General features: G+C 70.8%; 26 protein-coding genes, 1 tRNA gene and 1 other RNA gene. 18 read left to right on the top strand and 10 right to left on the bottom strand.

The window, feature by feature from the left end; translation table 11 throughout:
* The first annotated feature begins 13 nt into the window (after window positions 1-13).
* Both ACWD12_RS09360 and ACWD12_RS09355 read left to right on the top strand, forming a co-directional pair.
* Window positions 14-181, top strand: a complete 168-nt coding sequence (locus tag ACWD12_RS09360) for a hypothetical protein (protein ID WP_450099002.1) — start codon at window positions 14-16, stop codon at window positions 179-181.
* 225 nt (window positions 182-406) lie between these two features.
* Complete coding sequence (locus ACWD12_RS09355; protein ID WP_450099001.1) at window positions 407-976, top strand: DUF5994 family protein; 570 nt, start codon at window positions 407-409, stop codon at window positions 974-976.
* Between the two features lie 160 nt (window positions 977-1136).
* Here the strand turns inward: ACWD12_RS09355 and ACWD12_RS09350 are convergent, their stop codons facing one another.
* On the bottom strand, window positions 1137-2012 hold the full coding sequence (locus tag ACWD12_RS09350) for a LysR family transcriptional regulator (protein ID WP_450099000.1): 876 nt from the start codon (window positions 2010-2012) through the stop codon (window positions 1137-1139).
* Between the two features lie 323 nt (window positions 2013-2335).
* Here ACWD12_RS09350 and ACWD12_RS09345 point away from each other — a divergent pair, with 323 nt between their 5' ends.
* Window positions 2336-3295: an EamA family transporter gene (locus ACWD12_RS09345; RefSeq protein ID WP_450098999.1), complete on the top strand. Its 960-nt coding sequence runs from the start codon at window positions 2336-2338 to the stop codon at window positions 3293-3295.
* 95 nt (window positions 3296-3390) lie between these two features.
* On the top strand, window positions 3391-4602 hold the full coding sequence (locus ACWD12_RS09340) for an MFS transporter (protein WP_450098998.1): 1212 nt from the start codon (window positions 3391-3393) through the stop codon (window positions 4600-4602).
* A 31-nt stretch (window positions 4603-4633) separates the two neighbouring features.
* On the opposite strand, the gene pip is transcribed toward ACWD12_RS09340, so the two are convergent.
* The 4 genes from pip to ACWD12_RS09320 all read right to left on the bottom strand — a co-directional run bounded on the left by pip (window position 4634) and on the right by ACWD12_RS09320 (window position 6636).
* On the bottom strand, window positions 4634-5596 hold the full coding sequence (pip, locus tag ACWD12_RS09335) for a prolyl aminopeptidase (protein ID WP_450098997.1): 963 nt from the start codon (window positions 5594-5596) through the stop codon (window positions 4634-4636).
* Window positions 5597-5682: 86 nt separating this feature from the next.
* Complete coding sequence (locus ACWD12_RS09330; RefSeq protein WP_450098996.1) at window positions 5683-6105, bottom strand: PIN domain-containing protein; 423 nt, start codon at window positions 6103-6105, stop codon at window positions 5683-5685.
* Complete coding sequence (locus ACWD12_RS09325; RefSeq protein ID WP_450098995.1) at window positions 6102-6317, bottom strand: type II toxin-antitoxin system VapB family antitoxin; 216 nt, start codon at window positions 6315-6317, stop codon at window positions 6102-6104. The genes ACWD12_RS09330 and ACWD12_RS09325 overlap by 4 nt, the downstream gene beginning before the upstream one ends.
* Window positions 6318-6548: 231 nt before the next feature.
* Window positions 6549-6636: transfer RNA gene (locus ACWD12_RS09320), tRNA-Ser, on the bottom strand.
* 107 nt (window positions 6637-6743) lie between these two features.
* Between ACWD12_RS09320 and ffs the strand changes: the two genes are divergently transcribed.
* From ffs to ACWD12_RS09270, 10 genes are all read left to right on the top strand, one after another.
* Window positions 6744-6840, top strand: an RNA gene (gene ffs, locus ACWD12_RS09315) — signal recognition particle sRNA small type.
* Window positions 6841-6885: 45 nt separating this feature from the next.
* Window positions 6886-9234: a DNA polymerase III subunit gamma and tau gene (locus ACWD12_RS09310; protein ID WP_450099068.1), complete on the top strand. Its 2349-nt coding sequence runs from the start codon at window positions 6886-6888 to the stop codon at window positions 9232-9234.
* Window positions 9235-9398: 164 nt separating this feature from the next.
* A complete protein-coding gene (locus tag ACWD12_RS09305; RefSeq protein WP_358350589.1) occupies window positions 9399-9752 on the top strand; it encodes a YbaB/EbfC family nucleoid-associated protein in 354 nt (117 codons plus the stop codon).
* 202 nt (window positions 9753-9954) lie between these two features.
* The gene (gene recR / locus ACWD12_RS09300) at window positions 9955-10554 is read left to right on the top strand and encodes a recombination mediator RecR (protein WP_358350587.1); all 600 of its coding nucleotides are present in this window, start codon (window positions 9955-9957) and stop codon (window positions 10552-10554) included.
* On the top strand, window positions 10547-11176 hold the full coding sequence (locus ACWD12_RS09295) for a DUF5063 domain-containing protein (protein ID WP_358350585.1): 630 nt from the start codon (window positions 10547-10549) through the stop codon (window positions 11174-11176). The genes recR and ACWD12_RS09295 overlap by 8 nt, the downstream gene beginning before the upstream one ends.
* 287 nt (window positions 11177-11463) lie before the next feature.
* Window positions 11464-12732, top strand: a complete 1269-nt coding sequence (locus ACWD12_RS09290; RefSeq protein ID WP_358350582.1) for an aspartate kinase — start codon at window positions 11464-11466, stop codon at window positions 12730-12732.
* Window positions 12729-13805, top strand: a complete 1077-nt coding sequence (locus ACWD12_RS09285; protein WP_358350580.1) for an aspartate-semialdehyde dehydrogenase — start codon at window positions 12729-12731, stop codon at window positions 13803-13805. Before ACWD12_RS09290 ends, ACWD12_RS09285 begins: the two co-directional genes overlap by 4 nt.
* A 565-nt stretch (window positions 13806-14370) precedes the next feature.
* Window positions 14371-14889: a SigE family RNA polymerase sigma factor gene (locus ACWD12_RS09280; RefSeq protein ID WP_358350577.1), complete on the top strand. Its 519-nt coding sequence runs from the start codon at window positions 14371-14373 to the stop codon at window positions 14887-14889.
* Window positions 14886-15977, top strand: a complete 1092-nt coding sequence (locus tag ACWD12_RS09275) for a hypothetical protein (RefSeq protein WP_450098994.1) — start codon at window positions 14886-14888, stop codon at window positions 15975-15977. Before ACWD12_RS09280 ends, ACWD12_RS09275 begins: the two co-directional genes overlap by 4 nt.
* A gap of 49 nt (window positions 15978-16026) precedes the next feature.
* Window positions 16027-16917, top strand: coding sequence for an SURF1 family protein (locus tag ACWD12_RS09270; protein ID WP_450098993.1), 891 nt, complete (start codon window positions 16027-16029; stop codon window positions 16915-16917).
* 64 nt (window positions 16918-16981) lie between these two features.
* Here ACWD12_RS09270 and ACWD12_RS09265 read toward each other — a convergent pair whose 3' ends face one another.
* The gene (locus ACWD12_RS09265) at window positions 16982-18862 is read right to left on the bottom strand and encodes a prolyl oligopeptidase family serine peptidase (protein WP_450098992.1); all 1881 of its coding nucleotides are present in this window, start codon (window positions 18860-18862) and stop codon (window positions 16982-16984) included.
* Window positions 18863-19128: 266 nt separating this feature from the next.
* On the opposite strand from ACWD12_RS09265, the gene ACWD12_RS09260 reads away from it, so the two are divergent.
* Both ACWD12_RS09260 and ACWD12_RS09255 read left to right on the top strand, forming a co-directional pair.
* A complete protein-coding gene (locus ACWD12_RS09260; protein ID WP_450098991.1) occupies window positions 19129-20241 on the top strand; it encodes an MBL fold metallo-hydrolase in 1113 nt (370 codons plus the stop codon).
* Between the two features lie 192 nt (window positions 20242-20433).
* Entirely contained in the window at window positions 20434-21243 is an 810-nt protein-coding gene (locus ACWD12_RS09255; protein ID WP_450098990.1) for an SDR family NAD(P)-dependent oxidoreductase, read from the top strand.
* Here the strand turns inward: ACWD12_RS09255 and ACWD12_RS09250 are convergent.
* Both ACWD12_RS09250 and ACWD12_RS09245 read right to left on the bottom strand, forming a co-directional pair.
* Window positions 21233-21409: a hypothetical protein gene (locus ACWD12_RS09250; protein ID WP_450098989.1), complete on the bottom strand. Its 177-nt coding sequence runs from the start codon at window positions 21407-21409 to the stop codon at window positions 21233-21235. The genes ACWD12_RS09255 and ACWD12_RS09250 overlap by 11 nt on opposite strands.
* Window positions 21410-21417: 8 nt before the next feature.
* Window positions 21418-21870 (bottom strand): DUF6247 family protein, encoded by a 453-nt coding sequence (locus ACWD12_RS09245; protein WP_450098988.1) that lies wholly within the window; start codon window positions 21868-21870, stop codon window positions 21418-21420.
* A gap of 187 nt (window positions 21871-22057) precedes the next feature.
* Between ACWD12_RS09245 and ACWD12_RS09240 the strand changes: the two genes are divergently transcribed.
* Window positions 22058-22501 (top strand): PaaI family thioesterase, encoded by a 444-nt coding sequence (locus ACWD12_RS09240; protein ID WP_450098987.1) that lies wholly within the window; start codon window positions 22058-22060, stop codon window positions 22499-22501.
* Window positions 22502-22653: 152 nt separating this feature from the next.
* Here ACWD12_RS09240 and ACWD12_RS09235 read toward each other — a convergent pair whose 3' ends face one another.
* Window positions 22654-23370, bottom strand: coding sequence for a TetR/AcrR family transcriptional regulator (locus ACWD12_RS09235; protein WP_450098986.1), 717 nt, complete (start codon window positions 23368-23370; stop codon window positions 22654-22656).
* A gap of 118 nt (window positions 23371-23488) precedes the next feature.
* On the opposite strand from ACWD12_RS09235, the gene ACWD12_RS09230 reads away from it, so the two are divergent.
* Window positions 23489-24223 (top strand): SDR family oxidoreductase, encoded by a 735-nt coding sequence (locus tag ACWD12_RS09230; protein WP_450098985.1) that lies wholly within the window; start codon window positions 23489-23491, stop codon window positions 24221-24223.
* Window positions 24224-24289: 66 nt separating this feature from the next.
* Here the strand turns inward: ACWD12_RS09230 and ACWD12_RS09225 are convergent, their stop codons facing one another.
* Complete coding sequence (locus tag ACWD12_RS09225; protein WP_450098984.1) at window positions 24290-24964, bottom strand: GlxA family transcriptional regulator; 675 nt, start codon at window positions 24962-24964, stop codon at window positions 24290-24292.
* Window positions 24965-24978: the final 14 nt, after the last annotated feature.

Here is a 24978-nt window from a genome sequence, read left to right as displayed (position 1 = left end):
AGGCCTCGGCGCCGTGAACCCCTTCCTGATCCTGCTCGTCATCGCGATCGTGCTCGGCATCATCGGCGTGGTCGCAGACGGCATGCTCTACCTGCTGATCATCGGCATCGCGGTCTTCGTGGCCGCTCTTGTCTACCTTGCGATTTGGTGGCGACGCTCCGGCCGACGACCCGTGCGCTGAACGCCTGGCGCGCGATCGATGCGTACCAGCAGGCGCGTCCGTGGCCTCCGATGGCCCGTGCCCCCAAGACGTGCGAATCCGTTCGCTGCGCGGAGTCCGCGCGGGTCGGCGCCGCAGTAGAATGGGGGTACCGAGGACATTTCGTACGCCGACTTCGATATCGGCGTCGTGCTCGGCGAGCAACCACGCCGGACGGTTTCCACCGTCTGGGGGCAGGTCGACATCATGACCGCGACCGACGATCGCCGGGCGACGACCGTACCCGTTCACGCCATTCCCGCACGCCTCGCGCGGACCCCGGCCGGACAGGCCGCAGGTCGCCTCGACGGCGCGTGGTGGCCCCGCTCCCGCGATCTCGCCCGTGAACTCCCGTCCCTGGTAAGGGCAATGGAGGACATGGGCGGGATCACTCGTGCCACGGTGAATCCCAAGCTTTGGCAAGGCGTGCCCCGGCAGGTCCCGGCCTCCGGGCGCCTGGTCAAGGTGGGCTGGTTCACCGACGAGCAAGACCTCCACGAGATCATGCTCCTGTCCTATCGGGTAGGGCGCTGGGAACTCCTCGTCGTCCCGCCGGAGACCGAGCCGGACACGGCCCGGCGCATGATGGCGGCCGCCTCGACGGCAGGGGACATGCGCAGTGCCACCGCGCTGGTCGAGGCCATGAGCGCACCTGTTCGGGGCCGCACCGACGTCAGGGATGTCGACGACCCGTCGGAGAGCGACTGGGAAGCAGAGGGCGGTCACCTCCGTACCACGAGGGAAACCCCCTTCCCCGTCGCGGCCGCAGTGGGCTGACCACGGTGCCGCTGGCGACCAAGTGGTCGAGGCGGCCTCGCCGGAACTGAGACCACAACGACGTCGGCCCGGACCGTACGTACGGTCCCGGCCGACGTTTGCCCGTTCCGGTCGGCGGCGTCGGACTCCTCGCGCCTTGGCCGGTCGGGCCAGGGCGCGGTCATTCCTCCTCGATGCCCAGCAGCTCCAGGAAAGCGGCGGCTGCCGGGTGGCGGCCCTCCCGGCTCCAGATAACGTACTCGGCACGGGTCGGCGCGTCCGTGACCTCGATCACGGCCATGCCGGCCAGGCCCGCGACGTACGTGGGCGGGAGCAGGGCCACGCCCAGGCCCGCGCCGACCAGGCGGGCCAGGTAGTCCGCGTTGGTCACCTCGAAGGCGACGACGCGGGTGAGGCCGGCGGCGGCGAACGCCAGATCGGACTGGGCCCGTCCGGCGGTCTTCGCGGGCAGGTCGACGAACACCTCCGAGGACAGCCGCCGGAGGTTCACCGAGGTCTCGCCCGCGAGGGGATGGTCCGGGGAGACCACGGCGACCAGGCGCTCCCGGTTCAGCTCCCGAGCCACGACGCCCTGGGGGCGGGCGGTGACCGGAACACCGAGGAAGGCCACCTCGATCTCGCCCTGCCGGACCTGCTCGACGAGATCGTCACTCGCCCCGACGCTCAGGCTGATCCGGGCGTTCGGGTGCCGCTGGTGGAACTCCCTGAGGGCCGCGGGAATGTCCACGGCGGCGACGGTGGGGATCAGTCCCACCGCGAGGCGTCCGCGTACCTCCCCTACGGCTGCCGCGACTTCGGCGGCGGCCCGCTCCGCCGCGTTCACACACTGGCGGGCAGCCGGCAGGAAGGCCGCGCCCGCCGGGGTCAACCGGACGCGGCGACTGGTGCGTTCGAAGAGCCGCGCCCCCAACTCCTTTTCCAGACGCGCGATCTGGTGGCTGAGCGCGGACTGCACCACCAGACAGCGCTGGGCGGCCCTCGTGAAGCTGTTCGTCTCGGCCACGGCGATCACGTAGCGCATCTGCTGAAGCTCCATTGATCCATCGTGATCCGCGATGCATCGGATGACAAGCATGTGTTGGACTCATTGATCTCCCCGGCCTGACACTGGTCACGACCGCAAACGGCAGAAGCGTGCTCGGGCCGACGCAGCCGGGCGGGCCCACGATCGGGGCTCCTCTGGCGGCCCGGCGGCCTGGTAGCCCGGCGGCCTGGTAGCCCGGTAGCCCGGTAGGCCGCACCGCTGTTGCCCTCTTCCCGCATCCCGTACCTGGGCGTTGTGCCGAGTCATGCCTGCGCGCGCCCACGTATCTGAGACACCGACAAGTACCCGTGACACGGAAGGGATCCGCGACCGCCATGAGCAGTACGGCGCGTACCAAGACGACCACCGCCGTGACCGGCCTTGCGCCGGCAGTCTGGGGGAGCACGTACCTGATCGCGACCGAACTGCTGCCGCCGGATCGGCCGCTCCTGGCGACCACCGTACGAGCGCTCCCAGGCGGCCTGATTCTGCTCGCGATCGGCCGACAGCTTCCGGCCGGGGTCTGGTGGTGGCGCGCACTGGTGCTGGGTGTGCTCAACATCGGCGCCTTCAACGTCCTGCTCTTCGTCGCGGCGTACCGGCTGCCGGGCGGGGTCGCCGCCGTGATCATGTCGGCGCAGCCCATGTTCGTGGTGGTCCTCGCCGCCCTCTTCCTCGGCGAGAGGATCAGAGCCGTCCACGCCCTGGCCTGCATGTTGGGCGCCGGAGGCGTGCTGCTGCTCGTCGCCCAAGGCACGGTCTCCTCCGACACGACGGGGGTCCTCGCCGCCGTCGGCGGCGCGCTGTGCATGGCCTCGGGCATCACGTTGACCAAGCGGTGGGGCCGGCCCGACGGGGTCAGCCTGTTCACCTTCACGGGGTGGCAACTCACCGCGGCCGGACTGGTCTTGCTGCCGATGTGGCTGTCGTTGGAGGACATTCCCGACCGTCTCACCGGATCCAACGTCTTCGGGTTCGCCTACCTCGTCATCCTGGGCGCGGTCCTGAGCTACATCGTCTGGTTCCGGGGCATCGAACGCCTGCCGGCCGTGGCGGTCTCCTTCCTCGCGCTGGGCAGCCCGGTCGTGGCGACGCTGCTGGGCTACCTCGTCAAGGACCAGACGCTGTCGGTCCTCCAACTCGTCGGCATGGCCGTCATCTTCCTCGCGGTCGTCCTCGGTCAGCCCCAGCCGCCCGGGCGGGCGCCGGTGGCCTCGGCCGAACTCCGCACCATCCCCGACAGCGACAGCGACAGCGACGCCGTGTCCAGCGGCAGACGTACCTCTCGCGGCTAGCAGGGGGCGTACCTCCCCACCCCACTACCTCCATCGATCGGGCCCCATGCGGAACGAAATGCGGGCCCCCGCCCGGCCACGTCCAGAGAGACGACATGACCACTCAAGAAGAGACCAACACGCCCGCCACGCCGCACACGCAGTTGTCTCCGACTCGGGGATGGCTCGGCGTGGCCGCCATCACCGCCAGCCTGTTCGTCTTCCTCACCACCGAACTCATGCCGATCGGCCTGCTCACTCCGCTCAGCGAGAGCCTCGACGTCCCGGTGGGTGCGGCCGGCCTCATGGTCACGGCGCAGGGTGTCGCTGCCGGTCTCGGCGTGCCGTTCATCGTGGCCTGGACCCGCCGCGTCAACCGGCGTCGGCTGCTCACCACGCTGCTGGCTGTGCTGGCCGTCGGCAACCTGGTCACCTCGATCGCGCCGAACTACCCGCTGATCCTGGGCACTCGCCTGCTCATGGGCTTCGCCAGCGGCGTCTTCTGGGCCATCGGCGTCAGCATGGCAATGCGCATCGTGCCGGAGAAGCACGCCAACAGGGCTGCCGCCGTGGTGATGTCCGGCATCTCCGTAGCCACCGTCGTCGGCATCCCCCTGGGCACGTTGCTGGAAGGCGTCAGCGACTGGCGTACGACCTTCCTCATCTGGGCCGGCCTCAGCGCGCTCGTCTTCCTCGCCGTCGCCTTCACCATCCCGTCACTGCCGTCCTCGAACGCGGTCTCCGTACGCGAGGTCTTCGAACTCCCGCTCAGGAACGTGCCGTTGCGGGTGGTCCTGGTGATGGTGGTGCTATTCGTCCTCGGCCACTTCGGCGCGTACACCTTTGTCCGCCCCTACTTGGAGGAGACAACCTCGGCCGGCGTCGGCTTCATCACCGTCGTCCTCATCGTCTTCGGTGTCGGCGGCGCGGTCGGCAACTTCATCGGCGGCCAGACCGTCGCCAAGAGCCTGCGCGGCAGCTTCGTCGTGGGCGGCCTACTCCTCGTCGCCGCACTCGTCATGCTGCTGACCATCGGAGCGAGCGACATCGGCGTTGTCGCCGCCATGGCCGTGTGGGGCATCGCCTTCGGCGTCGTCCAGCTCAGCCAGATCAACATGACGCTCTCGGCCGCGCCCGAGACCTTCGAAGCCGCAATGTCGCTCAACACCATGGCCTACAACACCTGCATCGCCCTGGGTGCTCTCATCGGCGGCTTGTTCGTCGACCACATCGGCGTCGACAGCGTCATATGGTTCGGCATCGCCCTGGTCGCACTCGCCGTGACCCTCCGCGCTTCCACCGGCCGCCGCGACGCCTCGCTGACCTGACGCCTCCCAGCCCACCAAAGCCCGGTGGCGGCTACGCCGTTCGCGCGAACTCATCGAGGGCCGTAACGATGCGGGCACCGGTGCTGGCGCCGCCCTTGTGCCCTGCGTCCTCGACAATTTCCAGGCGGGCGTCCGGCCACGCCCGAGCGAGTTCCCAGGCGGTGTCGAGGGGGCTGGAGAGGTCGAGGCGACCATGCACAAGAACGCCGGGAATGCCCGCCAATCGGCGTGCTCCGCCCAGGAGTTCACCCTCTTCCAACCACGCCGCGTTCGCGAAGTAGTGGGTGCAGATCCGCACGAAGGCGAGCCGCGCGTCCCCGACGCGATCGGTGTACGGAGTGGGCTTGCCACCGGGTTCGAGAGAGAGAACGGCGTCCTCCCAGGCGCACCACTCAGCCGCGGCGTGCGCGCGGACGGCGTGGTCCGGGTCCTCCATGCGCCGGGCGTACGCCTGGATCAAATCGCCGCCCGGGCCCGCCTCCGGCACTGCGTCACGAAACCGGGCCCACTGCTCGGGAGAGAATCGGCCGACGCCGCGGTAGAGCCAGTCCGTCTCGACACGCCGGGTGGTCGTGACCCCGGCGATGACGACGGCCGACACACGCTCGGGGTGCCGTTCGGCGTACGCCAGGGCCAACGTCGACCCCCACGAGGCCCCGTACATCACCCAGCGGTCGATACCCAAGTGCTCGCGCAGCCGTTCCATGTCGGCGAGCAGATGCGCCGTGGTGTTGTGGCGCATGTCAGTAGCCGGGTCGCTCGCGTGCGGCGTACTCCGCCCGCATCCGCGCTGATCGAACAACACGACCCGGTACCGCTCCGGATCGAAGTACCGACGCGCCCCCGGCGAGCAGCCCGACCCCGGCCCACCATGCACAACAACCGCAGGCTTCCCCTCCGGGTTGCCGCACACCTCCCAATACACAAAGTTCCCATCCCCCACATCCAGCAGCCCCCCGTTATCCGCCCCAACCACCCCATACAACTCCCGCACACCCCCCAACCGCGTGAGGGATAAGTCCCCGACACGTTTTCCAAACGGCCGTCTGCCCCTTTGTCAGCCCTCGCCAACGTCCTGACTCACTTGGCGGCTGTTGGCCCGTACCACTGCAAGGCCTGGCCAGTTACGGCGGCGATGCACTCGAAGTCCTTGTCCCGGTGGAGGAGCGTCAGACCTTGCAGTTCCGCCGTCGCGGCAACGACAAGGTCTACCGGGCCGGCACTCCGGTGCTGCCCTCGCTGGGTCAACAACTCCTGCACCTGCCAAGCGCGGTCGTACGCACGGTCGTCGACCGGCACCCAACCGAACAACGTCCGAACGTCCTCGACCCCCTGTGCGCGGTCGGCGGCCGAGCGCGCACTGTAGAAGAACTCGAGTTCGGTGATCGGGCAGACCGCGATGAGCCCGGCTGCCGCCGCCTGGTCCCAGCCGTACTGTTCGGCGTCGTTGTGCACAAGGCGCGCAAGGGCGCTGGTGTCGATCAGGAACTGCGCCGCGTTCACCGGCGGTAGTTCCTCTTGTCCTCCAGCAGCTCCAGATCGAACGCGCCCTCATCCGCCGCGGCACGGAGTCGAGTCAGCGCCAGGGCCCGACGCCGGTTCTCCAGGACCTCGCGGAGAGCGGTGTTGACGGTCTCCTTCTTCGTGCTGGTTCCGAGCGCCTTCGCCACGTCGGCGACCAAGTCGTCATCGAGGTCGATCACGGTCCGTGCCATGTATACCTCCGCTGATATCAAGGATATCTAGAATGATACCCCGACGCTGCCCATCCCAGCGGGCCACGCCAGAGGTGGCCTGAGGGTGGGCTGGGCCACGGCCACGCACGAACGGCACCAGCAGGTGGCCGACCCGATACGCCACGGGTGAACCGAAACGGAAACGGAGACGGAGACGACGTCAGCCCCGACCGGCGGTGCGGTCGGGGCTGACGTTTTGCCTGTTAGGGCTGGCGGAGGATACGAGATTCGAACTCGTGAGGGGTTGCCCCCAACACGCTTTCCAAGCGTGCGCCCTAGGCCACTAGGCGAATCCTCCGCCGGACAGCTTACCGGAGGGTTCGGGGTGGTCGCGCACGAGTATCCGGGGGAGGTGGGTGGGGGAGTGGTGGGAGCGCGGGGGGCCGCGGTTCGGGTACTGTAGGCGCGGACCCCCCGTGTGGCGGCATCCTGCTAAACCCCCCCAGGGCCGGAAGGCAGCAAGGGTAGGCGGGCTCTGTCGGGTGCGCGGGGGGTCTTCAGCGTTCCCGGGGCGTGGTGACGGGCGCCGGACGTGGCTTGGCTCCGGATGTGGGTCGGTCCGGCTATCGTCGTCGTCGTGTCGCTTGCCCTTTACCGTCGCTATCGCCCCGAGACCTATGCCGAGGTCATCGGGCAGGAGCACGTGACGGATCCCCTGCAGCAGGCCTTGCGGAACAACCGCGTGAACCACGCGTACCTGTTCAGCGGGCCACGGGGGTGCGGCAAGACGACCAGTGCGCGCATTCTCGCCCGGTGCCTGAACTGTGAGAAGGGCCCGACGCCGACGCCGTGTGGTGAGTGCCGGTCGTGCGAGGACCTCGCGCGGGGCGGGCCGGGGAGCATCGACGTCATCGAGATCGACGCGGCGTCGCACGGTGGCGTGGACGATGCGCGTGATCTGCGGGAAAAGGCGTTCTTCGCGCCGGTCAACTCGCGCTACAAGATCTACATCATCGACGAGGCCCACATGGTCACGTCGGCGGGCTTCAACGCGTTGCTGAAGGTGGTCGAAGAGCCGCCGGAGCACCTGAAGTTCATCTTTGCGACGACCGAGCCCGAGAAGGTCATCGGGACGATCCGGTCTCGTACGCACCACTACCCGTTCCGCCTCGTGCCGCCCGGTGTGCTGCGCGACTATCTGGAGCAGGTGTGCTCGACCGAGGGCATCTCGGTCGACAAGGAGGTCTTCCCGCTGGTCGTGCAGGCCGGCGCGGGGTCGGTGCGTGACTCGATGTCGGTCATGGACCAGCTGCTGGCCGGGGCCGACGAGGGCGGTGTGACGTACGCGATGGCGACGTCGCTGCTCGGGTTCACCGACCGGGCGCTGCTCGACGACGTGGCGGAGGCGTTCGCGGCGCGGGACGGGGCGGCGGCGTTCCAGGTGATCGACCGGGTGATCGAGGGCGGGTTCGACCCTCGGCGCTTCGTGGCGGACCTGTTGTCGAGGCTGCGGGACCTGGTGATCCTGGCCGCGGTGCCGGATGCGGCCGACAAGGGGCTCATCGACGTACCGGGTGACCAGTTGCAGCGCATGGTCGCGCAGGCGCGCTCCTTCGGGCAGGCGGAGTTGACGCGTGCGGCGGACATCGTCAATGCCGGGCTGACGGAGATGCGCGGGGCGACCTCGCCGCGTCTACAGCTCGAACTCATTTGCGCGCGTGTGCTGTTGCCCGGCGCCGGGGCGGACGAGCAGTCCCTCGGGGCGCGGCTCGATCGGCTGGAGCGTCGCGTCGAACTCGGGCCGCCCGGCAACGCGTTCGGTGGGTCGGTCGGCCCGGCGGGCGGTGGCATGGGGTCCGGGGGCGGCGGGTTCGAGGAAGCGCCGCCTGTGCAGCGTGCGCCCGAGCCTGCGCCTGCGGTCCGCCCTGCCGCGCCGCCCCGCGAGGCCCCGGCTCCGGTGCCCGCCGCTGCCGAGCCCGCAGCGGCCGTGGCCGGCTCGGCCGCGAAGGCGCCCGGCGCCTGGCCGACGACGTCGCGTCCACCGCAGCAGCAGCAACAACAGCAGCAACAACAGCCACAGCCGCAGCAAGCCGCCGCCCCGGGGGGAGCACCCGCGGCGGTGCGGGCGCAACCTTCGTCCCAGCCGCGGCCGCAGGCTTCGGGAGGCGGCGGGGATGTGAACCGTGTCCGCGGGATGTGGCCGCAGATCATAGAAGCCGTCGCGCGGCGCAAGCGTGTGACCTGGGTGCTGCTCCAGCGCGCGGGCGTGGCCGGGTTCGACGGGTCGACGCTCCAGGTGTCGTTCGAGCACGCCGGGGCCCGCGACGGGTTCGTCAACAGCGGGCACGACGAGGTGTTGCGCCAGGCCGTGATGGACGCGGTCGGCGTGGAGTGGCGTATCGAGTGCATCGTCGACCCGGGAACGGGCGGCGGCTCGGGGCCCGGCGGCGGTTCGGGACCGGGCGGCGGTTTTGCGTCCGGTGGCGGCTCGGGTGGCCCCGGCGCTCCGGGCGGCGGTTTCGGCGGCGGCGGGCGTACGCAGGCCTCCGCGCCCGCGCAGCCCCCCGCGGCCCAGGCGCCGCAGGCTCCCACCCAGCAGGCCTCGGCTCAGCAGGCCCCGGGGGCGTGGCCCGCGACGTCGCGTCCGCCGCAGCAGCAGACGGCCCAGGCGGCGGTCATGGCGCAGGCAGCCCCGCCGATGTCCGCGCCGGCGGGGCCGGTGGCCGCGGTCCCGGCGCCCGCGTCGCGGCCCGTCGCGCCGCCGTATGCGGAAGAGCCGCCCGTCCCCGAGTACATGCCCGGCCCGGCCGACGAGCCGCCGCCGGACGACGCGGTCGACTATGCGGACGCCGGGTCGTACGAGGACGAAGAGGTCGACTTCGGCGGCGTCAGCAGCCACGAGCTGCTGGCGCGGGAGCTGGGCGCGACCGTCATCGAGGAGACTCCCGGGCACTGAGCAGCGGCCCGTGCACCCGGTGTGATGATCGCATCGGACGCGCCGCCCAACGCCACCCCTCCCGCGCGCCTCTTAACAGCGCCACACCTCTCCACCCCGTAGTCTCAAGCCCAAGTGGCAGCCGCGATCCGGGCTGCCGCGGTCAGCGACGAAGGGTGCGTCAAGTGTTTCCCGGTGGAGGCCAGCCCGACATGCAGCAATTGCTGCAGCAGGCGCAGAAGATGCAGCAGGACCTGATGGCCGCGCAGGAGGAGCTTGCGCGTACGCAGGTGAAGGGCACCGCCGGCGGCGGCCTCGTCACCGCGACCGTCAACGGCGCCGGTGAGCTGCTCGCTCTGGAGATCTCGCCCAAGGCGGTGGATCCTGAGGACACGGAGACACTCGGCGATCTGATCGTCGCCGCCGTCCGCGACGCCAACCGCGCCGCCGCGGAACTCGCCTCCCGCACCATGGGTCCGCTGGCCCAGGGTCTGGGCGGCGGTGGCGGCCTCGGCGGTCTGGGCCTGCCGGGCATGTAGCCGTACGGCACGACAGCCGCACAGCACAACGACGCGGCAGGGACAGCAAGGCAGCACAGCAAGGCAACACAGCAAGGCACACAGCACCACGACGGCACCACCAGGCAACATCCAGCACCACCGCAGCATTACCGCAGACACCGCAGCATCACCCGCAGAAGCACACCACCAGCCCGAGCAGCCCGAGCCGAGGAGCCCGCAGGTGTACGAAGGCGCCGTACAGGACCTCATCGACGAGCTGGGCCGCCTGCCCGGCGTCGGTCCGAAGAGTGCGCAGCGCATCGCCTTCCACCTCCTCGCCGCCGACCCCGCCGACGTACGCCGCCTGGTGAACGCCCTCGTCGAGGTCAAGGACAAGGTCCGCTTCTGCACCACCTGCGGCAACGTCGCCGAAGCCGACCAGTGCCGCATCTGCCTCGACCCGCGCCGCGACCCCGCGGTCATCTGCGTCGTCGAGGAATCGAAGGACGTCGTCGCGGTCGAGAAGACGCGCGAGTTCCGCGGCAAATACCACGTGCTCGGCGGCGCGATCAGCCCCATCGAGGGCGTCGGCCCCGACGACCTGCGCATCCGCGAGCTGATGACCCGGCTCGCGGACGGCACGGTGACCGAGCTCATCTTGGCGACCGACCCGAACCTGGAAGGAGAGGCGACGGCGACGTACCTGGCCCGCCTGTGCAAGCCGATGGGTCTCAAAGTGACCCGGCTGGCCAGCGGGCTGCCGGTGGGGGGTGACCTGGAGTACGCCGACGAGGTGACCCTCGGGCGTGCCTTTGAGGGGAGACGACTGCTCGATGTCTGACGACGACCTGACCGACTTCACCGCGGAAATCGCCGACCAGATCGAGAGCTTCGTGGTGGCCGTCACGGAGGTGGCCCGCGGCGAGGAGCCCGGGGCGGCCGTGTCGATGCTGCTGCTGGAGGTCTCGCAGCTGATGCTCGCCGGCGGCCGACTCGGCGCGATCGCCGACGTCGTGCCCGACGAGCGCTTCGAGCCCGATTCGGGCCCGGACCCCGACGTGGACGCGCTGCGCTCGTCGCTGTCCGTCCTGCTCGAACCGATCGACGTGTACTACGAGGTCTTCGACCCGTACACGCCGCGCCCCAAACCGGTCGCCTTCCGCATCTCCGACGACATGGCGGATGTGGTCACCGACCTGATGCACGGGCTCGCCCACCACCGGGCCGGGCGTACGACCGAGGCGTTGTGGTGGTGGCAGTTCTCCTACCTCGCCAACTGGGGTGCGACCGCCAGCGCGGTGCTGCGCGCGCTGCAGTCCGTCGTCGCGCACGCTCGCCTCGACGCGGCCTCCGCCGAGGGCCTGGAGTCGGCGGTCGACGACGCGCTGGGCGACGAGTTGGCCGACGAGCTCGCGGAGCAGCTGGACGACGCCGTCGTGCTCGGCGGCCCGCAAACTCCCTGAAACTCGCATAAAGCCCGAATAGCTCCCGGACAGCTCCCGAACAGCTCCAACGGCCCCTGACATTCGCCGGCGCGGGCCATCGGGGAACGGGACGGCAGGTCCTGGCAGCGGACGATCGGAACCGCAGCTTTTCGCGGTTTCGGTCGTCCGTACGCCACATTTGGCGGCCTTCACTCCACTCTGTTCAAAAAGTGATACGTACGTCTCACTATGTGAATAGAGGTTGGGTCCCCCGGCCGCCTCGTTAGACTGTGCCGACCGCAGCAAACACGAAACGAGGAGCGCACGTGGGCCTTGTCGTGCAGAAGTACGGAGGCTCCTCCGTTGCCGATGCCGAAGGCATCAAGCGCGTCGCCAAGCGGATCGTCGACACCAAGAAGCTCGGCCACGAAGTGGTCGTGGTGGTGTCCGCCATGGGTGACACGACGGACGAGCTCATCGATCTCGCGCAGCAGGTGAGTCCCATCCCTGCCGGCCGCGAGCTCGACATGCTGCTCACCTCGGGTGAGCGGATCTCGATGGCACTCCTGGCGATGGCGATCAAAAACCTCGGTGTCGAGGCCCGGTCGTTCACCGGCAGCCAGGCGGGTGTCATCACCGACTCCGTCCACAACAAAGCGCGCATCATCGACGTGACGCCCGGCCGCATCCGCTCCGCGCTCGACGAGGACGCCGTGGCGATCGTCGCCGGCTTCCAGGGCGTGTCGCAGGACACGAAGGACATCACCACCCTGGGCCGCGGCGGCTCGGACACCACCGCGGTCGCGCTGGCCGCCGCCCTCGACGCGCAGGTTTGCGAGATCTACACGGACGTCGACGGCGTGTTCACCGCCGACCCCCGCGTGGTGAAGAAGGCCCGCAAGATCGACCGCATCAGCTACCAGGAGATGCTGGAGCTGGCGGCGAGCGGTTCCAAGGTGCTGCACCTGCGGTGCGTCGAGTACGCGCGCCGCTACAACATGCCCGTCCACGTGCGCTCGTCCTTCTCCGGACTCGAGGGCACCTGGGTACGAAGCGAGTCCGAAGGGGACGACGTGGAGCAGGCGATCATCTCCGGTGTCGCCCACGACACCAGCGAGGCCAAGGTCACCGTGGTCGGGGTCCCGGACAAGCCGGGCGAGGCCGCGAAGATCTTCCGCACGGTGGCCGACGCCGAGATCAACATCGACATGGTCGTGCAGAACGTGTCGGCCGCGTCGACGGGTCGCACCGACATCTCCTTCACGCTGCCCATGACCGACGGACACAAGGCGATCGAGTCGCTGACCAAGGTCCAGGAGGGCATCGGCTTCGAGTCCCTCCAGTACGACGACCAGATCGGCAAGATCTCGCTGGTCGGCGCCGGGATGCGCTCGCACCCCGGGGTCACCGCCGAGTTCTTCGAGGCGCTGTCCAACGCCGGCGTCAACATCGAGCTGATCTCGACGTCCGAGATCCGCATCTCGGTGGTCTGCCGCGCCGACCAGGTGCCCACCGCAATCCAGGCCGTCCACACCGCATTCGGCCTCGACGCCGAGTCCGAGGAGGCCGTCGTCTACGGAGGTACCGGCCGATGAGCGCCGCCAGCAGTACCCGCAAGCCCACCCTCGCCCTCGTCGGCGCGACCGGCGCGGTCGGCACCGTGATGCTCGAACTGCTGTCGACGCGCCAGGACGTCTGGGGCGAGATCCGCCTCATCGCCTCCGCCCGCTCGGCCGGCAAGAAGCTCGTCGTACGCGGCGAGGAGGTCGAGGTCCAGGCGCTCTCCGAGGAGTGCTTCGAGGGCGTCGACGTCGCGATGTTCGACGTGCCCGACGAGGTGTCCGCACAGTGGGCGCCGATCGCCGCCGCCAAGGGCGCGGTCGCGGTCGACAACTCGGGCGCGTTCCGCATGGACCCCGAGGTCCCGCTCGTGGTGCCCGAGGTCAACCCGGCCGCGGCGCGCATCCGTCCGCGCGGCATCATCGCGAACCCGAACTGCACGACGCTGAGCATGGTCGTCGCCATCGGCGCGCTGCACGCCGAACTGGGGCTGCGCGAGCTGGTCGTGTCGTCGTACCAGGCGGCGTCGGGGGCCGGCCAGCCCGGCATCGACACGCTGCGCGAGCAGCTCGCCAAGGTCGCGGGCTCGGCCACGCTCGGCACGCAGCCGGGCGACGTACGCCGCGCGGTGGGCGAGTTCGGCCCGTTCCCGGCGCCGCTCGCGCTCAACGTGGTGCCGTGGGCCGGCTCGCTGAAGGACGACGGCTGGTCGTCCGAGGAGCTCAAGGTCCGCAACGAGTCCCGCAAGATCCTCGGCCTGCCGGACCTCAAGGTCTCCGCGACCTGTGTCCGGGTGCCGGTGATCACGACGCACTCGCTGACCGTGCACGCGGTGTTCGAGAACGACGTCACGGTGGCGCGCGCCCACGAGATCCTGGCCGAGGCGCCCGGTGTCGTGCTGTGCGACGACCCGGCCAACGGCGAGTTCCCGACGCCGGCGGACGTCGTCGGCACGGACCCGACCTGGGTCGGCCGCGTACGTCAGGCGCTGGACTTCCCGAACACGCTCGAGATGTTCATGTGCGGTGACAACCTCCGCAAGGGCGCGGCACTCAACACCGCCCAGATCGCCGAGCTGATCGCGGCCGAGCTGAGCGAGCAGGGCTGACCGAGCGGTCCTGCTCCTGACCGAGCGGGCCAGGCCCAGCAGGCCAAGGGCCAAGCCGGCAGGGCCGACCGCGTACGCGCGTACGACCGACGCCCCCGATCCCGCACCCGCGGGACCGGGGGCGTCGCGCGTGTCCGCCCGTCCGCCCGTACCGCGACGTCTCGACCCTCAAGAAGCCCCTCCCTGACGGGCCGTCACGCAGTAGCGTGTCTCCCCAGGCCGACAACCTGATTTTCCCGGAGCGACCCGGTGGTCCCCGACGACTTCCCGGGAACTTTCCGAACAACCTTCCGGGGCGACTGGGTGTCTAACGTTCGTGGCGGAGTTGGTGGGGGTGGAACCACGGGTCAAGCGGGGCGTCCGCCCTGCGCGCCCGCCTGTCGACGTGCCGGTCCCCGGGTCCGCGGCGGTCTTGCCGTCGGCCTCCGATCCGCCGGGGGGCGGATGGGAGTCCATGGACTCGCTGCTCGGGTACGCGGTTTCTGACGTGGCGTCCGACACCGTCCCCGACACCGCGCCGGAGGCCGGCCCCGGCCGATCCGCCGAAAGTCCGGAACGGAGAACCATGTCGGCCGCGGAGGCGTCCGACGGTGCGGGGGTCTCCGTTGATCTGCTGACCGAGACATATCGTGCGCACTACGGCACACTGCTCAGGCTCGCCGCGCTGCTGCTCGACGACCCGCACTCGTGCGAGGACGTCGTGCAGGAGGCTTTCGTCCGCGTCCATGTCGCCCGGCACCGACTGCGGGAACCGGACAAGACGCTGGCGTACCTGCGGCAGACTGTCGTGAACCTCTCGCGGTCGACGCTGCGCCGCAGGCTGATGGCCTTGCGTCTGATGCCCCGGCCCGCGGCGGACGAACCGGCCGCGGAGGAAGGTGCGCACAGTGTGCTGGAGCGCGATGCCCTGGTCAGGGTGCTGCGCGAACTGCCGAGAAGGCAGCGTGAGGTGATCGTGCTGCGCTACTACGCGGATCTGACGGAGGTTCAGGTGGCTGACCTGCTTGGACTGTCGGTCGGTTCGGTGAAGGCATACGGTTCGCGGGGGCTTGAGGCGTTGCGGGCCCGGATGGAGACGTCGTGAGCGCGATGAACGAGGACCGGGGGGCGGCCGGCGGGCGGTCCGGTGACGAGATGCCCGACGACGGCCTGCCCTTCGAGCTGCGCCGCAGACTGAACGACGCGGTGTCAGACATCCGTCCGGCACCCGACGCGCTGGACCGGCTGCGTGCCGCGGTGCCCGCGCGACGCAGGCGGCGCCGTGCGATGGTCCTGACCACGGTCGGCACCGTAGCCGTGCTCGCCGTCGCGACGCCGGTCGTGCGGACCGCGGTCATCACCGACCAGACGACCCAGAAGAGCGGTACGCAGGCCGATGCGGACTCCGGCGAAAACGACGTCGAAAACGCCAACGGCAACGGTGCGGACGACGACGGCGAGGGCAACAAGGACGGCCACGGGTCGCTCGGTTCGAGCAGCTCCGGCAAGGCCGACGGCGACAATCCGCCGGCGAGCGTGTCCACCCTGAACACGCCCTTGACGCCGACCGCGCTGCCCACGTTCGGCCTCATCCCGACACCGCCGGCCTCCGTGCCGTCCGCCACCGCCGGGCCGACGATCACGCCGACCACGGCCACCGCGACCGTCGGGCCGACCGGCGCCACCACGCCGCCTCCGGCACCCGCGTGCACCGTCAACGATCTTGAGCAGGGGCCGGCCACGGTGCTCGGCTCGCCGGGGGCCGACGGCATCGCGTACGGCGTCGTCGAGATCCGCAACACCTCGCGGCGCGACTGCTCGATCGGCGGTCCCGGCAACGTCATGGTCGCGGCCCCGCCCGGCAATCCGCCGATCCAGGTGTCGGTGATCGTGCACCAGAGCTCGGACCCCGCGGTACGCCTGCCGGAGGTGGCCGCTCCGACCGGACCGCTGACGGTGCGCAAGGGCGCGGCGTACGAGTTCCAGTTCGCGTGGCAGCCGACGGCCGGCACCGGCGCCGGGGGCAGCTGTACGCCCGGCGACCCGCCCGGTCCGCCGCCGCCCGTGCCCGCGCTCGGCTACGCCCTCGCGGACGGCGGCGTGAAGCTGGCCGAGGTCCGGCTGACGGCGGCGTGCGGCGGTGTGGTGTACCGCACGGACGTGTACCTGTCCGGGGCGTACCCCAAGGCCTGACCGGGACCCGAGGGACTGCGGACCCTCCCGCCCCGGTTACCGTGGTTGCGTGCACCGCTTCCTCTTGCAGCCGCGCTGGGTGGCCTTCCACGTCCTCGTACTGGTGGCCGTCCCGGTGTGCGCGGCGCTCGGGCTGTGGCAGTTCCAGCGGTACAACGAGCACAGCAAGTCCACCGAGAAGGCCGCCGAGACGAAAGTCTCGGCCGAGCCGGCGGTGGCGCTCGCGGACCAACTGCGCGGCGGCGTACGCGTGACCTCCGACGACCGCGGCCGCAACGTCTTCGTGGACGGCCGCTACGACGCGGCGAACCAGTTGCTCGTGCCGGGCCGCGAGATCGACGGGCGCGACGGCTCGTACGTCCTGACGCCCCTCGAACCGAAGGGCGGCGGCGACCGCCTCCTCGTCGTCCGCGGTTGGGTGCCCGGCGCCCCGCAGCCGGAGACCGTGCCGCCGGCACCGACGGGCGACGTCCGGGTGACCGGGCGCCTCGAACTGTCCGAGACCGAGCACGGGTCCGGGATCGACCGCCAGGTCGGGCTGCCCGCGGGACAGGTCTCCCTCATCAATCCGCCGGACCTGGTCAACATCCTTCCGTACCCGATCTACGACGGGTACGTGGCACTGAGCGCGCAGGAGCCGGCCGCCCCGGCCGGGCTCACCCCGGTGCCGCCCGCCAAGGCGCAGAAGGGCGGCGGCATTTCGGGCCGCGCCTGGCAGAACCTGGGCTACACCGCGCAGTGGTTCGTCTTCGCGGGTGCGTCCGTGTTCCTGTGGTGGCGGGTCGTGCGGCGGGAGATCGAGGAGCGCCGGGAGGCCGAGGAGGCCGCCGTGCTGCGCGAGTTGGGCCTCGAACCGCAGGAACAGGGGCAGGAACAGGGCCAGGGGCGGGAGCAAAGGCAGGACCAGGAGCAGAAGCAGGAGCCCCAGGTCTCCGCCTGACCGTTCCCCGGCGAGCGGTCGGACGGCCGCCGGTCCCGGCAGCCGTCCGCGAACCCCCGTCCGCTCACACGCTCTTGGGCATCTCCAGATGCCGCTTCACGAAGTCGAGTTCCTTGCGCACCTGCCGGATGCGCTCCTCGACGACCGCCGAGCCGTGTCCCGCCTCGTACCGGTAGACCTCGTGCACCGCGCCCAGTTCGCCGAGCCGCGCCACGTAGTTCTCGATCTGCCGGATCGGGCAGCGCGGGTCGTTGATGCCCGCGCTGATGAACACCGGGACACGCACGCGGTCCACGTACGTGATCGGCGACGACGCCGCGTACCGCTCCGGGACTTCCTCGGGAGTGCCGCCGACGAGCGTGCGGTCCATCGCCTTCAGGGCCTCCATCTCGTCCTCGTACGCCGCGACATAGTCGGCCACCGGCACGGCCGCGAGCCCCAGCGCCCAGTTCTCCGGCTGGACGCCCAGACCCAGCAGCGTCAGGTAGCCGCCCCACGAGCCCCCGGACAGCACGAGGCGCTCCGGGTCGGCGAGCCCGGACGACACGGCCCACTCGCGTACCGCGGCGATGTCCTCCAACTCGATGAGGCCGACCCGCTCGCGCAGCGCGTCGGTCCATTCCTTGCCGTAGCCGGTCGAGCCCCGGTAGTTGACCCGGACCACCGCGAAGCCGTGGTCGATCCACACCGCGACACCGGGCGCGAAGTGGTCCTCGTCGTGCGCGGTCGGGCCGCCGTGCACCTCGAACACCGTCGGGTACGGGCCCTCCCCGCCGGCCGGCCGCGACACCAGCGCGTGGATCACCCCGCCTGGCCCCGCCACCCACGCGTCCTCGACCGCCACCGAACCGGGGGCCCGGTCGCCGGGCGGCACCAGTACCGTGCCGCCGCCCGTCGAGCGCAGCTCACTCGGGCGTTCGCCGCTGGACCACAGGTATTCGACGCTCCCGTCCGGGCGCGCGGTGGCGCCCAGCACGGTGCCGGCCGGGGTGGCGAGGCGTTCGAGGGCGCCGGTCGCGAGGTCGTAGCGGTACAGCTCGGACCGTGCCTGGTGGTCGTGCTCGACCAGCAGCGCGCTCGCGTCCGGGTACCAGTCCACCCCCACGTCGCCCGGCAGCCCGAGGTCGATCTCGTGCTCCTCGCCGGTCAGCGGGTTCCAGATCATCGGCTCCCAGCGGCCGCGGCGCTGGTGCGACACGAGCACGCGGGAGTCGCCGAACACCGGGGCGAAGCCGGTGCAGGACAGGCCGGAGGCGGGGGCCTCGCCGGGTGGGCCGTCGTGCAGGTCGGCGACGAGCGACCCGTCCAGGCGTACCGCGCGCAGCGACGGGTGCATCGTGTCACCGTGCTCGCTGTGCTCGATCACGACGAGCGTGTCGTCCTCGGACAGCGCCGAGACGCCCGCCGACTCGCGGTGCCGGTAGATGGTGACCGGCTCGGCCCCGGAGCGTACGACGTGGACCGTCGACCCGTCCTCGTCCGTGGACCGGGCGACGACCGCGAGGCCGTCGGCCCCGATCGCCAGGCCCGCCGGGTACGACGGCTCCAGGCCGGGAGCCGCCTCGACGTCGGGGCCGCCGCCGAACGGCTGCCGCATCCACACGCCGAACTCGTCGCCGTCGGTATCCGCGAACCACCAGATCCATTCCCCGGTCGGATCGATCGAGGCCGTCGTGGTGCCGTTGGCCCGGTCGGTGACCTGCCGCTGCGCCCCGGTGCCGCGGTCCCAGGCGTAGATCTCGTACGTGCCCGACGCGTTCGACAGGAACACCGAACGGTCGGGGGCGTGTTCCGCCCAATCGGGGAGGCTCACCCGAGGAGCCCGGAAGCGCCTTTCCCACGCGGGCGCGGCATCGTCGAGGGGAACGGCGGAATCGGCGGTACCAGGGGTGTCTGCGGAATCAAATGGACCCACGGCAGCGACCGTGGACGCGGAGTCGGACATGCGCTCCATTGAACTACGCCCGCCCGCCGCCCGGCGTGTACCCGGTCCCTCCGGTCGCGACAGCGGCCCCAGGGGCATATCCGCGCACCACGGGCACCGCGGGCACCGCAGTCCGGACGGATGCCGGGAGAGAACGGCAACGACTCCGTGCGGCGCGGCACGGGGGAGCGTACGAAGAACGGGAACTCGGCATAACTGCGGGCACCCGCGGGAACACAGAGCGCCCTGCGGCGGTTGAACATCCAGGCGAACCGAGGAGCGACCCGATGGCAACACGAGCACTGCGCGGCCTGGTCACCGGCGGAGTGGCGCTGGCCGCCGCCGGGTGGGCGCTGCGCGACGTCCCGGCCGAGTTCGGCGGCAAGGCGAGCGGCGAGCGCCTGGCGCGGATGCGGCGGTCGCCGCAGTTCCGCGACGGGTCCTTCCACAACGCGGTGCCCGCGAGTGTGGTGTCCCCGACCAGCGCGCCGCAGATCATGCGCGAGATGGCGCGCAACCGTGCGCTGCGGCATCCGGCCGGCGACGTACCGCTCGTGTCCGCGCCGAGCGCCCCGGCGTCCGCCGACGGCGTGAGCGCGATTTGGTACGGGCACGCCAGTACGCTCGTCGAACTCGAAGGCCGCCGCATTCTGTTCGACCCCGTGTGGAGCGAACGCGTCTCGCCCTCGCAGCTCGTGGGCCCGCGCCGCCTGCACCCGCTTCCGGTGCCGCTCGGCGACCTCCCGGCGCCCGACGCCGTCGTGATCTCGCACGACCACTACGACCACCTCGACCGCGCCACCATCCGGGCGCTCCTCGCGGCGCACTCGGCGCCGTTCCTGGTCCCGCTCGGTATCGGCGCGCACTTGGCGCGCTGGGGCGTCCCGGAGGACCGCATCGTCGAACTGGACTGGGAGGAAGAGGCCGTCGTCGCGGGGCTGCGCTTCACGGCCACCGCCGCCCGCCACTTCTCCGGGCGTACGCTGCGGCGCAACGACACCCTGTGGGGCTCGTGGGTGGTGGCCGGTGACCGACACCGCGTGTTCTACGCGGGGGACTCCGGCTACTTCGACGGGTACGCCAAGATCGGTGCGGAGCACGGGCCGTTCGACCTCACGTTGATGCCGATCGGTGCGTACAGCCCGAGTTGGCCGGACATCCACATGGACCCCGAAGAAGCCGTCGCCGCACACCTCGACCTGGGCGGGCGCCTGCTCCTGCCGGTGCACTGGGCGACGTTCGACCTGGCCCCGCACCCCTGGGCGGAACCGGTCGACCGGCTGCTCCGCGAGGCGAAGGCGACCGGCACGACGCTCGCTCTGCCGCGCCCCGGCGACCGGGTCACGACCAGCCTGCCTGTGCAGACGCCTTGGTGGGAGAGCCTGGTCGCGACTCCCTGAACCGACACGGTGAACCGAGTTCCTGAACCGAGTTCCTGAACCGACTTCCCGAACCGGCACCGGGCGCAGCGCAAGGGCCGACGTTCGTCACCGGCCGCCGGCCCTTGCGCTCTGCGGTCGTGCGCGTCACGCTCCCTGTGGAAATACCGAAAGGCCCTTCGGTATATCAAAACTTACCCCCAGGAGGCGCCCATGACCGGCGGTTCTGACCCCTCGGACGTCTTCACCCTCCCGGGTAAGGCGGCCGTCGTCACCGGCGCCGCCTCGGGCATCGGCCGCGAGACGGCCGTGGTTCTGGCCGAGGCGGGCGCCGCCGTCGTGCTGGCCGACGTCGACGCCGCCGGGTTGGCCGTGACCGCGGAAGCCGTACGCTCCCGCGGCGGCCGCGCCGACGTCGTCCCCACCGACGTCACCGACGCCGCCCAGGTCACCGCCCTCGCGGAGCGCGCGGTCGCCGAGCACGGGCGCATCGACGTTTGGGCGAACGTCGCCGGCGTGATCCGCTCCGCGCCGGTGGTCGACACCTCCGAGGAGACGTTGGACCTGATCATCGGGGTGAACCTGAAGGGCACGTACTTCGGCTGCCAGGCCGCCGCGCGCGTGATGACCGCCCAGGGTTCGGGTGCGATCGTCAACGTGGCATCGGCCGGGGCGGACATGCCGGCGCCGGGGATCTCGGCGTACGCCCTGACCAAGGCGGCGGTGCTCATGCTCACGCGTACCCTCGCCGTCGAGGTCGGCCCGGCGGGCGTACGCGTCAACTCCGTCGCGCCCGGCTTCATCGACACGCCCATGGTCCAGGGCTATTGGACCGCCCCCGACGGCACCGTGGACGAGGACGCGCGCACCCGAACCATCGGGAACCGCGCGGCCCAGGCCCCACTTGGTGTCATCGGCGAGCCCCGCGACATCGCGCTGGCGATCCTCTACCTCGCCTCCGACGCCGCCCGCTTCGTCACCGGGCAGACCATCCGGCCCAATGGCGGCGTCGTCATGCCGTGACGCCCGCGGGTCGCGGGGGCGCGACGATCGCGAGCCCGACGGCGATGCCGGTGAGCGGCGGCAGGATCAGGTCAACCGCGCCGTACTGGACCGGATCTGCGACAAGTGGACGATGCTCGTCGTTGCCACGCTCCACGAACAGCGCGAGCAGGGCCGCCTTCGACACTCCGGCGGCTACTGCGGACCCAGGCGCTCGGTGACCCGGTAACCGAAGGCCAGGTAGCGCAGCGGGAGGTGGTCCAGCGTCACGGCGGCCTCCTCGGCGGCGTTCCGGAACGCCTCCTCGAACCGCACGATGATGGCCATCGCCTGGTTGCCGAAGGCGAACGCCGTGTGCCGGCAACAGGTTTCGTCCTGCGGGACGCAGTGCGCCTGATCGGCGTGTCCGGCCACCGTGTCGCGGTCGATTCGCGCCACGGCGGGGTCGCCGCCGGAGGCGATCCACCACCTTCGGACCACTTCGCTGAGCGGTTCCACGTCGTACGTCACGGCCGCCACGTGCAGCGCGTCGTGGAACTCCCGGTCGAACTTGCGCCGTTCTTCGTCGGGCAGGGCCGCGTACACCGCCGGTCCGGTCATCTCCAGTGGAATTGCCGCACCACGCTCCGTCGAGTGGGTCGCACTCATGGCCACCAGTGTGACCCGCCGCCGCGCCGCACGCGAGGGGGCCTTCCGCATGAGGGAGGTCAAATTCGCGTCGACTGCGGAGTTTCCGCACTCCGGGTCAAGTAGGGGACCCGGCAACGCATTTCGGCACGGCAATTCGCGGCGTCGTCACCCTGCCGGAGAGGGTGCTCGGGACTAGGGTCCCCCCATGACGACTCATGCGGAGAGGCAGGGCCCGTTCTGGGACGTCCTGGCGGGGCGTACCCCACCGCCGCCCGCGGCGGAGACGCTCGGGTGGGAACTGGTCGCGGTCGACCCCGAACAGGGCACCATCGAAGTCGCCTTCCAGGCCACCGAACGCTTCCTCAACCCGGCAGGCGTAGTCCAAGGCGGGTTCCTGGCCGCGATGTTGGACGACACGATGGGCCCGGCCCTCGTCGCGACCCTGCCCCACGGCCAGTTCGCACCGACGCTCGACCTGCACGTGCAGTTCCTGCGTCCGGCCCGCCCCGGCCGCCTGCTCGGCCGCGGGCGAATCGTCCAGCGCGGCAGGGAAGTCTGCTTCCTGGCCGGCGAACTCCTGTCCCCGGAAGGCAAAATCGTAGCCGTGGCGACCGCGACAGCCCGTATCCAGGGCGTCCCGGCGTCCTGAAATTCGACCGACCGGAATTACGACGGGACTTCACGTCGGGAATTCCGCCCACCGCCCGGTTTTCCGCCGGTAGTTGGTGGTCGCGCCGCGAACGTACGGGACGGCACGACCACTCCGCCCCGGATCCGGTCATTCGGTCTCCGGTCATCCGGTCATCGTGATCCGCTGCCCGTCATCCGGTCGAGCCACTTGAGGAGCAGGGCCGACTCCTCGGGCTCCAGTGCGTCGGCAGCGGCCAGTTGCAGTTGCGCGCGGAGTCGCCGCGCGGCCGCGCGTACCGGATCTTCGTCGTCGCGTGCCGCGTCGGACGCCGGGCTCTCGGTGAGGACGCGGGCGAACACCGCGTCGCGGAGTCGGTGCGAGCGTTCGACGCTGTCGAACCGCGCGGGTTCGGCGATGTGGTCGAGCGCGATCCCGACATTCGCGGCGAGCGCCATTGCGGCCGCCGCCCGTGGTTCGATCCGCAGCCTGCCGACCGCCGCACACCGCACCAGGGCCGCGACCAGGAGGTCGAACACCCGGTCGCGCGCTCGGGAGTGCGACCACGGGCGCGGCGCGAACATCAGCTGGTAGAGCGCCGGGTTGTCCCGGGCGAAGGCCATGTGGCCGTCCCAGCCGGCCAGCAGGTCGGCCACGGGATCGCCGGTCTGCTCCTGGGCCGCCTTCAGCTCGGCGTACCGCTCGTAGCCGTGGTCGGCGACCGCGTCGAGCAGGCCGCGCTTGTCACCGAACAGGCGGTACAGCACCGGCTGGGTCACGCCCACGGCCTCGCAGACCGACCGGGTAGCGATGTCGAAGTCCGGCGAGGCCGCCAACTGCCCCTCGGCGGCTTCGATCATCTGCGCCCTGAGCTGCTCCGTCTCCACCATGGAATCAATGATACGTGTCCGCGCTAGCGCCGGTACGAGCGCAGTGCTACCGTCAATACATAACGTCGATACGAGACATTCATATCGCCGATACAGCGGACCGAATCGGAGACTTCCCATGAACAGCGAGCGCGTCGCCGTCGTCAGCGGCGGATCCCGGGGGATCGGACGAGCCGTCGCCCAGACGCTGGGCGGCCAGGGATACGGGGTGGTCGTCGGCTACACGTCGGCGGCGGACGCCGCGGCCGAGGTGGTGGACGCCGTCACGGCGTCCGGCGGCCGGGCCGTCGCGGTTCGGGCCGACGTCGCCGACGAACAGGCCGTGGCGGCCATGTTCGATGCCGCCGAGCGGGAGTTCGGCGGCGTCGACGTCGTCGTGAACTCGGCGGGCCGGATGGCACTTTCGCCAGTCGCCGACCTCGACCTGGCCGACCTGGACGCCCAGTACCGTACGAACGTCCGCGGCGCCTTCGTCATGGCCCGCGAAGCCGCCCGCCGCATCCGGCCCGGCGGTGCCATCGTCACCTTCTCCACGTCGGTCGTCGGGCTGCGCTTCCCCGGCTATGCCGCGTACGCCGCCGGCAAGGCCGCGGTCGAGACGATGACGCAGATCCTCGCCCGAGAGCTCCGCGGCCGGGACGTCACCGCCAACGCCGTCGCCCCCGGCCCGACCGCCACCGACCTCTTCCTCGACGGCAAGGACCAGGACACGATCGATCGACTCGCCAAGCAGCCCCCGCTCGAACGCCTCGGCACACCCGAGGACATCGCCGAGGTCGTCGCCTTCCTCGCAAGCCCCGCCGGCCACTGGGTCAACGGCCAGACCATCCGCGCCAACGGCGGCATCATCTGACGGCAGCCGACAACCACGTCATCGGCGTCACAACCACCAGGAAACCGCCACGCACAACGCCGGCACTCAAGCCGTTTCCGCGCCGGGCGGCAGCGGCACGGACAGGAACGTGTCGCGGTACACGCTGGGCGGTACGCCGACACGGGCCTTGAAGAGCGTCCGGAAGTTGGCGGGCGTGCCCAGGCCGCAACGGCGTGCGACCGCCTCGACTGTCAGGCCACTGGTTGCGAGGAGTTCACGTGCGCGGGCGAGCCGCGCGTCCAGCAGCCACCGCATCGGCGGCAGGCCGGTGTCGGCGTGGAAGCGTCGGATGAGGGTGCGGCGGGACACGCCCGCCCGGCGTGCCAACTGCCCGACGGTCAGGGGATGGTGCAGGTTCTCCAGCGCCCAGTCGTACAACTTCGCGGAGCCGTCGGACGGTTGCGGCCGCATCGGCAGGTCGATGAACTGGGCCTGCCCTCCGGTGCGATGCGGTGCGGCAACCAGCAGGCGGGCCAACTGGTTCGCCACGCGGGGGCCATGGTCACGGTGGACGAGGTGCAGGCACAGGTCCAGGCCGGCGGTCACACCGCCCGAAGTAAGCACCCGCCCCTCGTCGATGTACAACTCCCCAGGGCGGACCGTCACTTGGGGGTACTTCCTGGCCAGCGTCCGCGCGTACAGCCAGTGCGTGGTGGCCCGGCGGCCGTCGAGCACACCGGCGGCGGCGAGGGCGAACGCACCCGTGCAGATGGACACCATGCGGGCCCCGCGCG

Source organism: Streptodolium elevatio, from assembly GCF_053592165.1.
This window is presented reverse-complemented; position numbering and strand designations above follow the sequence as displayed.

Bases quoted from the DNA above. Each gene is read 5' to 3' on its own strand.
- ACWD12_RS09285 (WP_358350580.1), top strand. From the start codon at position 12,729: ATGAGCGCCGCCAGCAGTACCCGCAAGCCCACCCTCGCCCTCGTCGGC.
- ACWD12_RS09225 (WP_450098984.1), bottom strand. From the start codon at position 24,964: ATGGTGTCCATCTGCACGGGTGCGTTCGCCCTCGCCGCCGCCGGTGTG.
- ACWD12_RS09245 (WP_450098988.1), bottom strand. From the start codon at position 21,870: ATGAGTGCGACCCACTCGACGGAGCGTGGTGCGGCAATTCCACTGGAG.
- ACWD12_RS09355 (WP_450099001.1), top strand. From the start codon at position 407: ATGACCGCGACCGACGATCGCCGGGCGACGACCGTACCCGTTCACGCC.
- ACWD12_RS09310 (WP_450099068.1), top strand. From the start codon at position 6,886: ATGTGGGTCGGTCCGGCTATCGTCGTCGTCGTGTCGCTTGCCCTTTAC.
- ACWD12_RS09240 (WP_450098987.1), top strand. From the start codon at position 22,058: ATGACGACTCATGCGGAGAGGCAGGGCCCGTTCTGGGACGTCCTGGCG.
- ACWD12_RS09325 (WP_450098995.1), bottom strand. From the start codon at position 6,317: ATGGCACGGACCGTGATCGACCTCGATGACGACTTGGTCGCCGACGTG.
- ACWD12_RS09350 (WP_450099000.1), bottom strand. From the start codon at position 2,012: ATGGAGCTTCAGCAGATGCGCTACGTGATCGCCGTGGCCGAGACGAAC.
- ACWD12_RS09235 (WP_450098986.1), bottom strand. From the start codon at position 23,370: ATGGTGGAGACGGAGCAGCTCAGGGCGCAGATGATCGAAGCCGCCGAG.
- ACWD12_RS09345 (WP_450098999.1), top strand. From the start codon at position 2,336: ATGAGCAGTACGGCGCGTACCAAGACGACCACCGCCGTGACCGGCCTT.
- ACWD12_RS09340 (WP_450098998.1), top strand. From the start codon at position 3,391: ATGACCACTCAAGAAGAGACCAACACGCCCGCCACGCCGCACACGCAG.
- ACWD12_RS09230 (WP_450098985.1), top strand. From the start codon at position 23,489: ATGAACAGCGAGCGCGTCGCCGTCGTCAGCGGCGGATCCCGGGGGATC.
- ACWD12_RS09260 (WP_450098991.1), top strand. From the start codon at position 19,129: ATGGCAACACGAGCACTGCGCGGCCTGGTCACCGGCGGAGTGGCGCTG.
- ACWD12_RS09295 (WP_358350585.1), top strand. From the start codon at position 10,547: ATGTCTGACGACGACCTGACCGACTTCACCGCGGAAATCGCCGACCAG.
- ACWD12_RS09255 (WP_450098990.1), top strand. From the start codon at position 20,434: ATGACCGGCGGTTCTGACCCCTCGGACGTCTTCACCCTCCCGGGTAAG.
- ACWD12_RS09265 (WP_450098992.1), bottom strand. From the start codon at position 18,862: ATGTCCGACTCCGCGTCCACGGTCGCTGCCGTGGGTCCATTTGATTCC.
- ACWD12_RS09280 (WP_358350577.1), top strand. From the start codon at position 14,371: ATGTCGGCCGCGGAGGCGTCCGACGGTGCGGGGGTCTCCGTTGATCTG.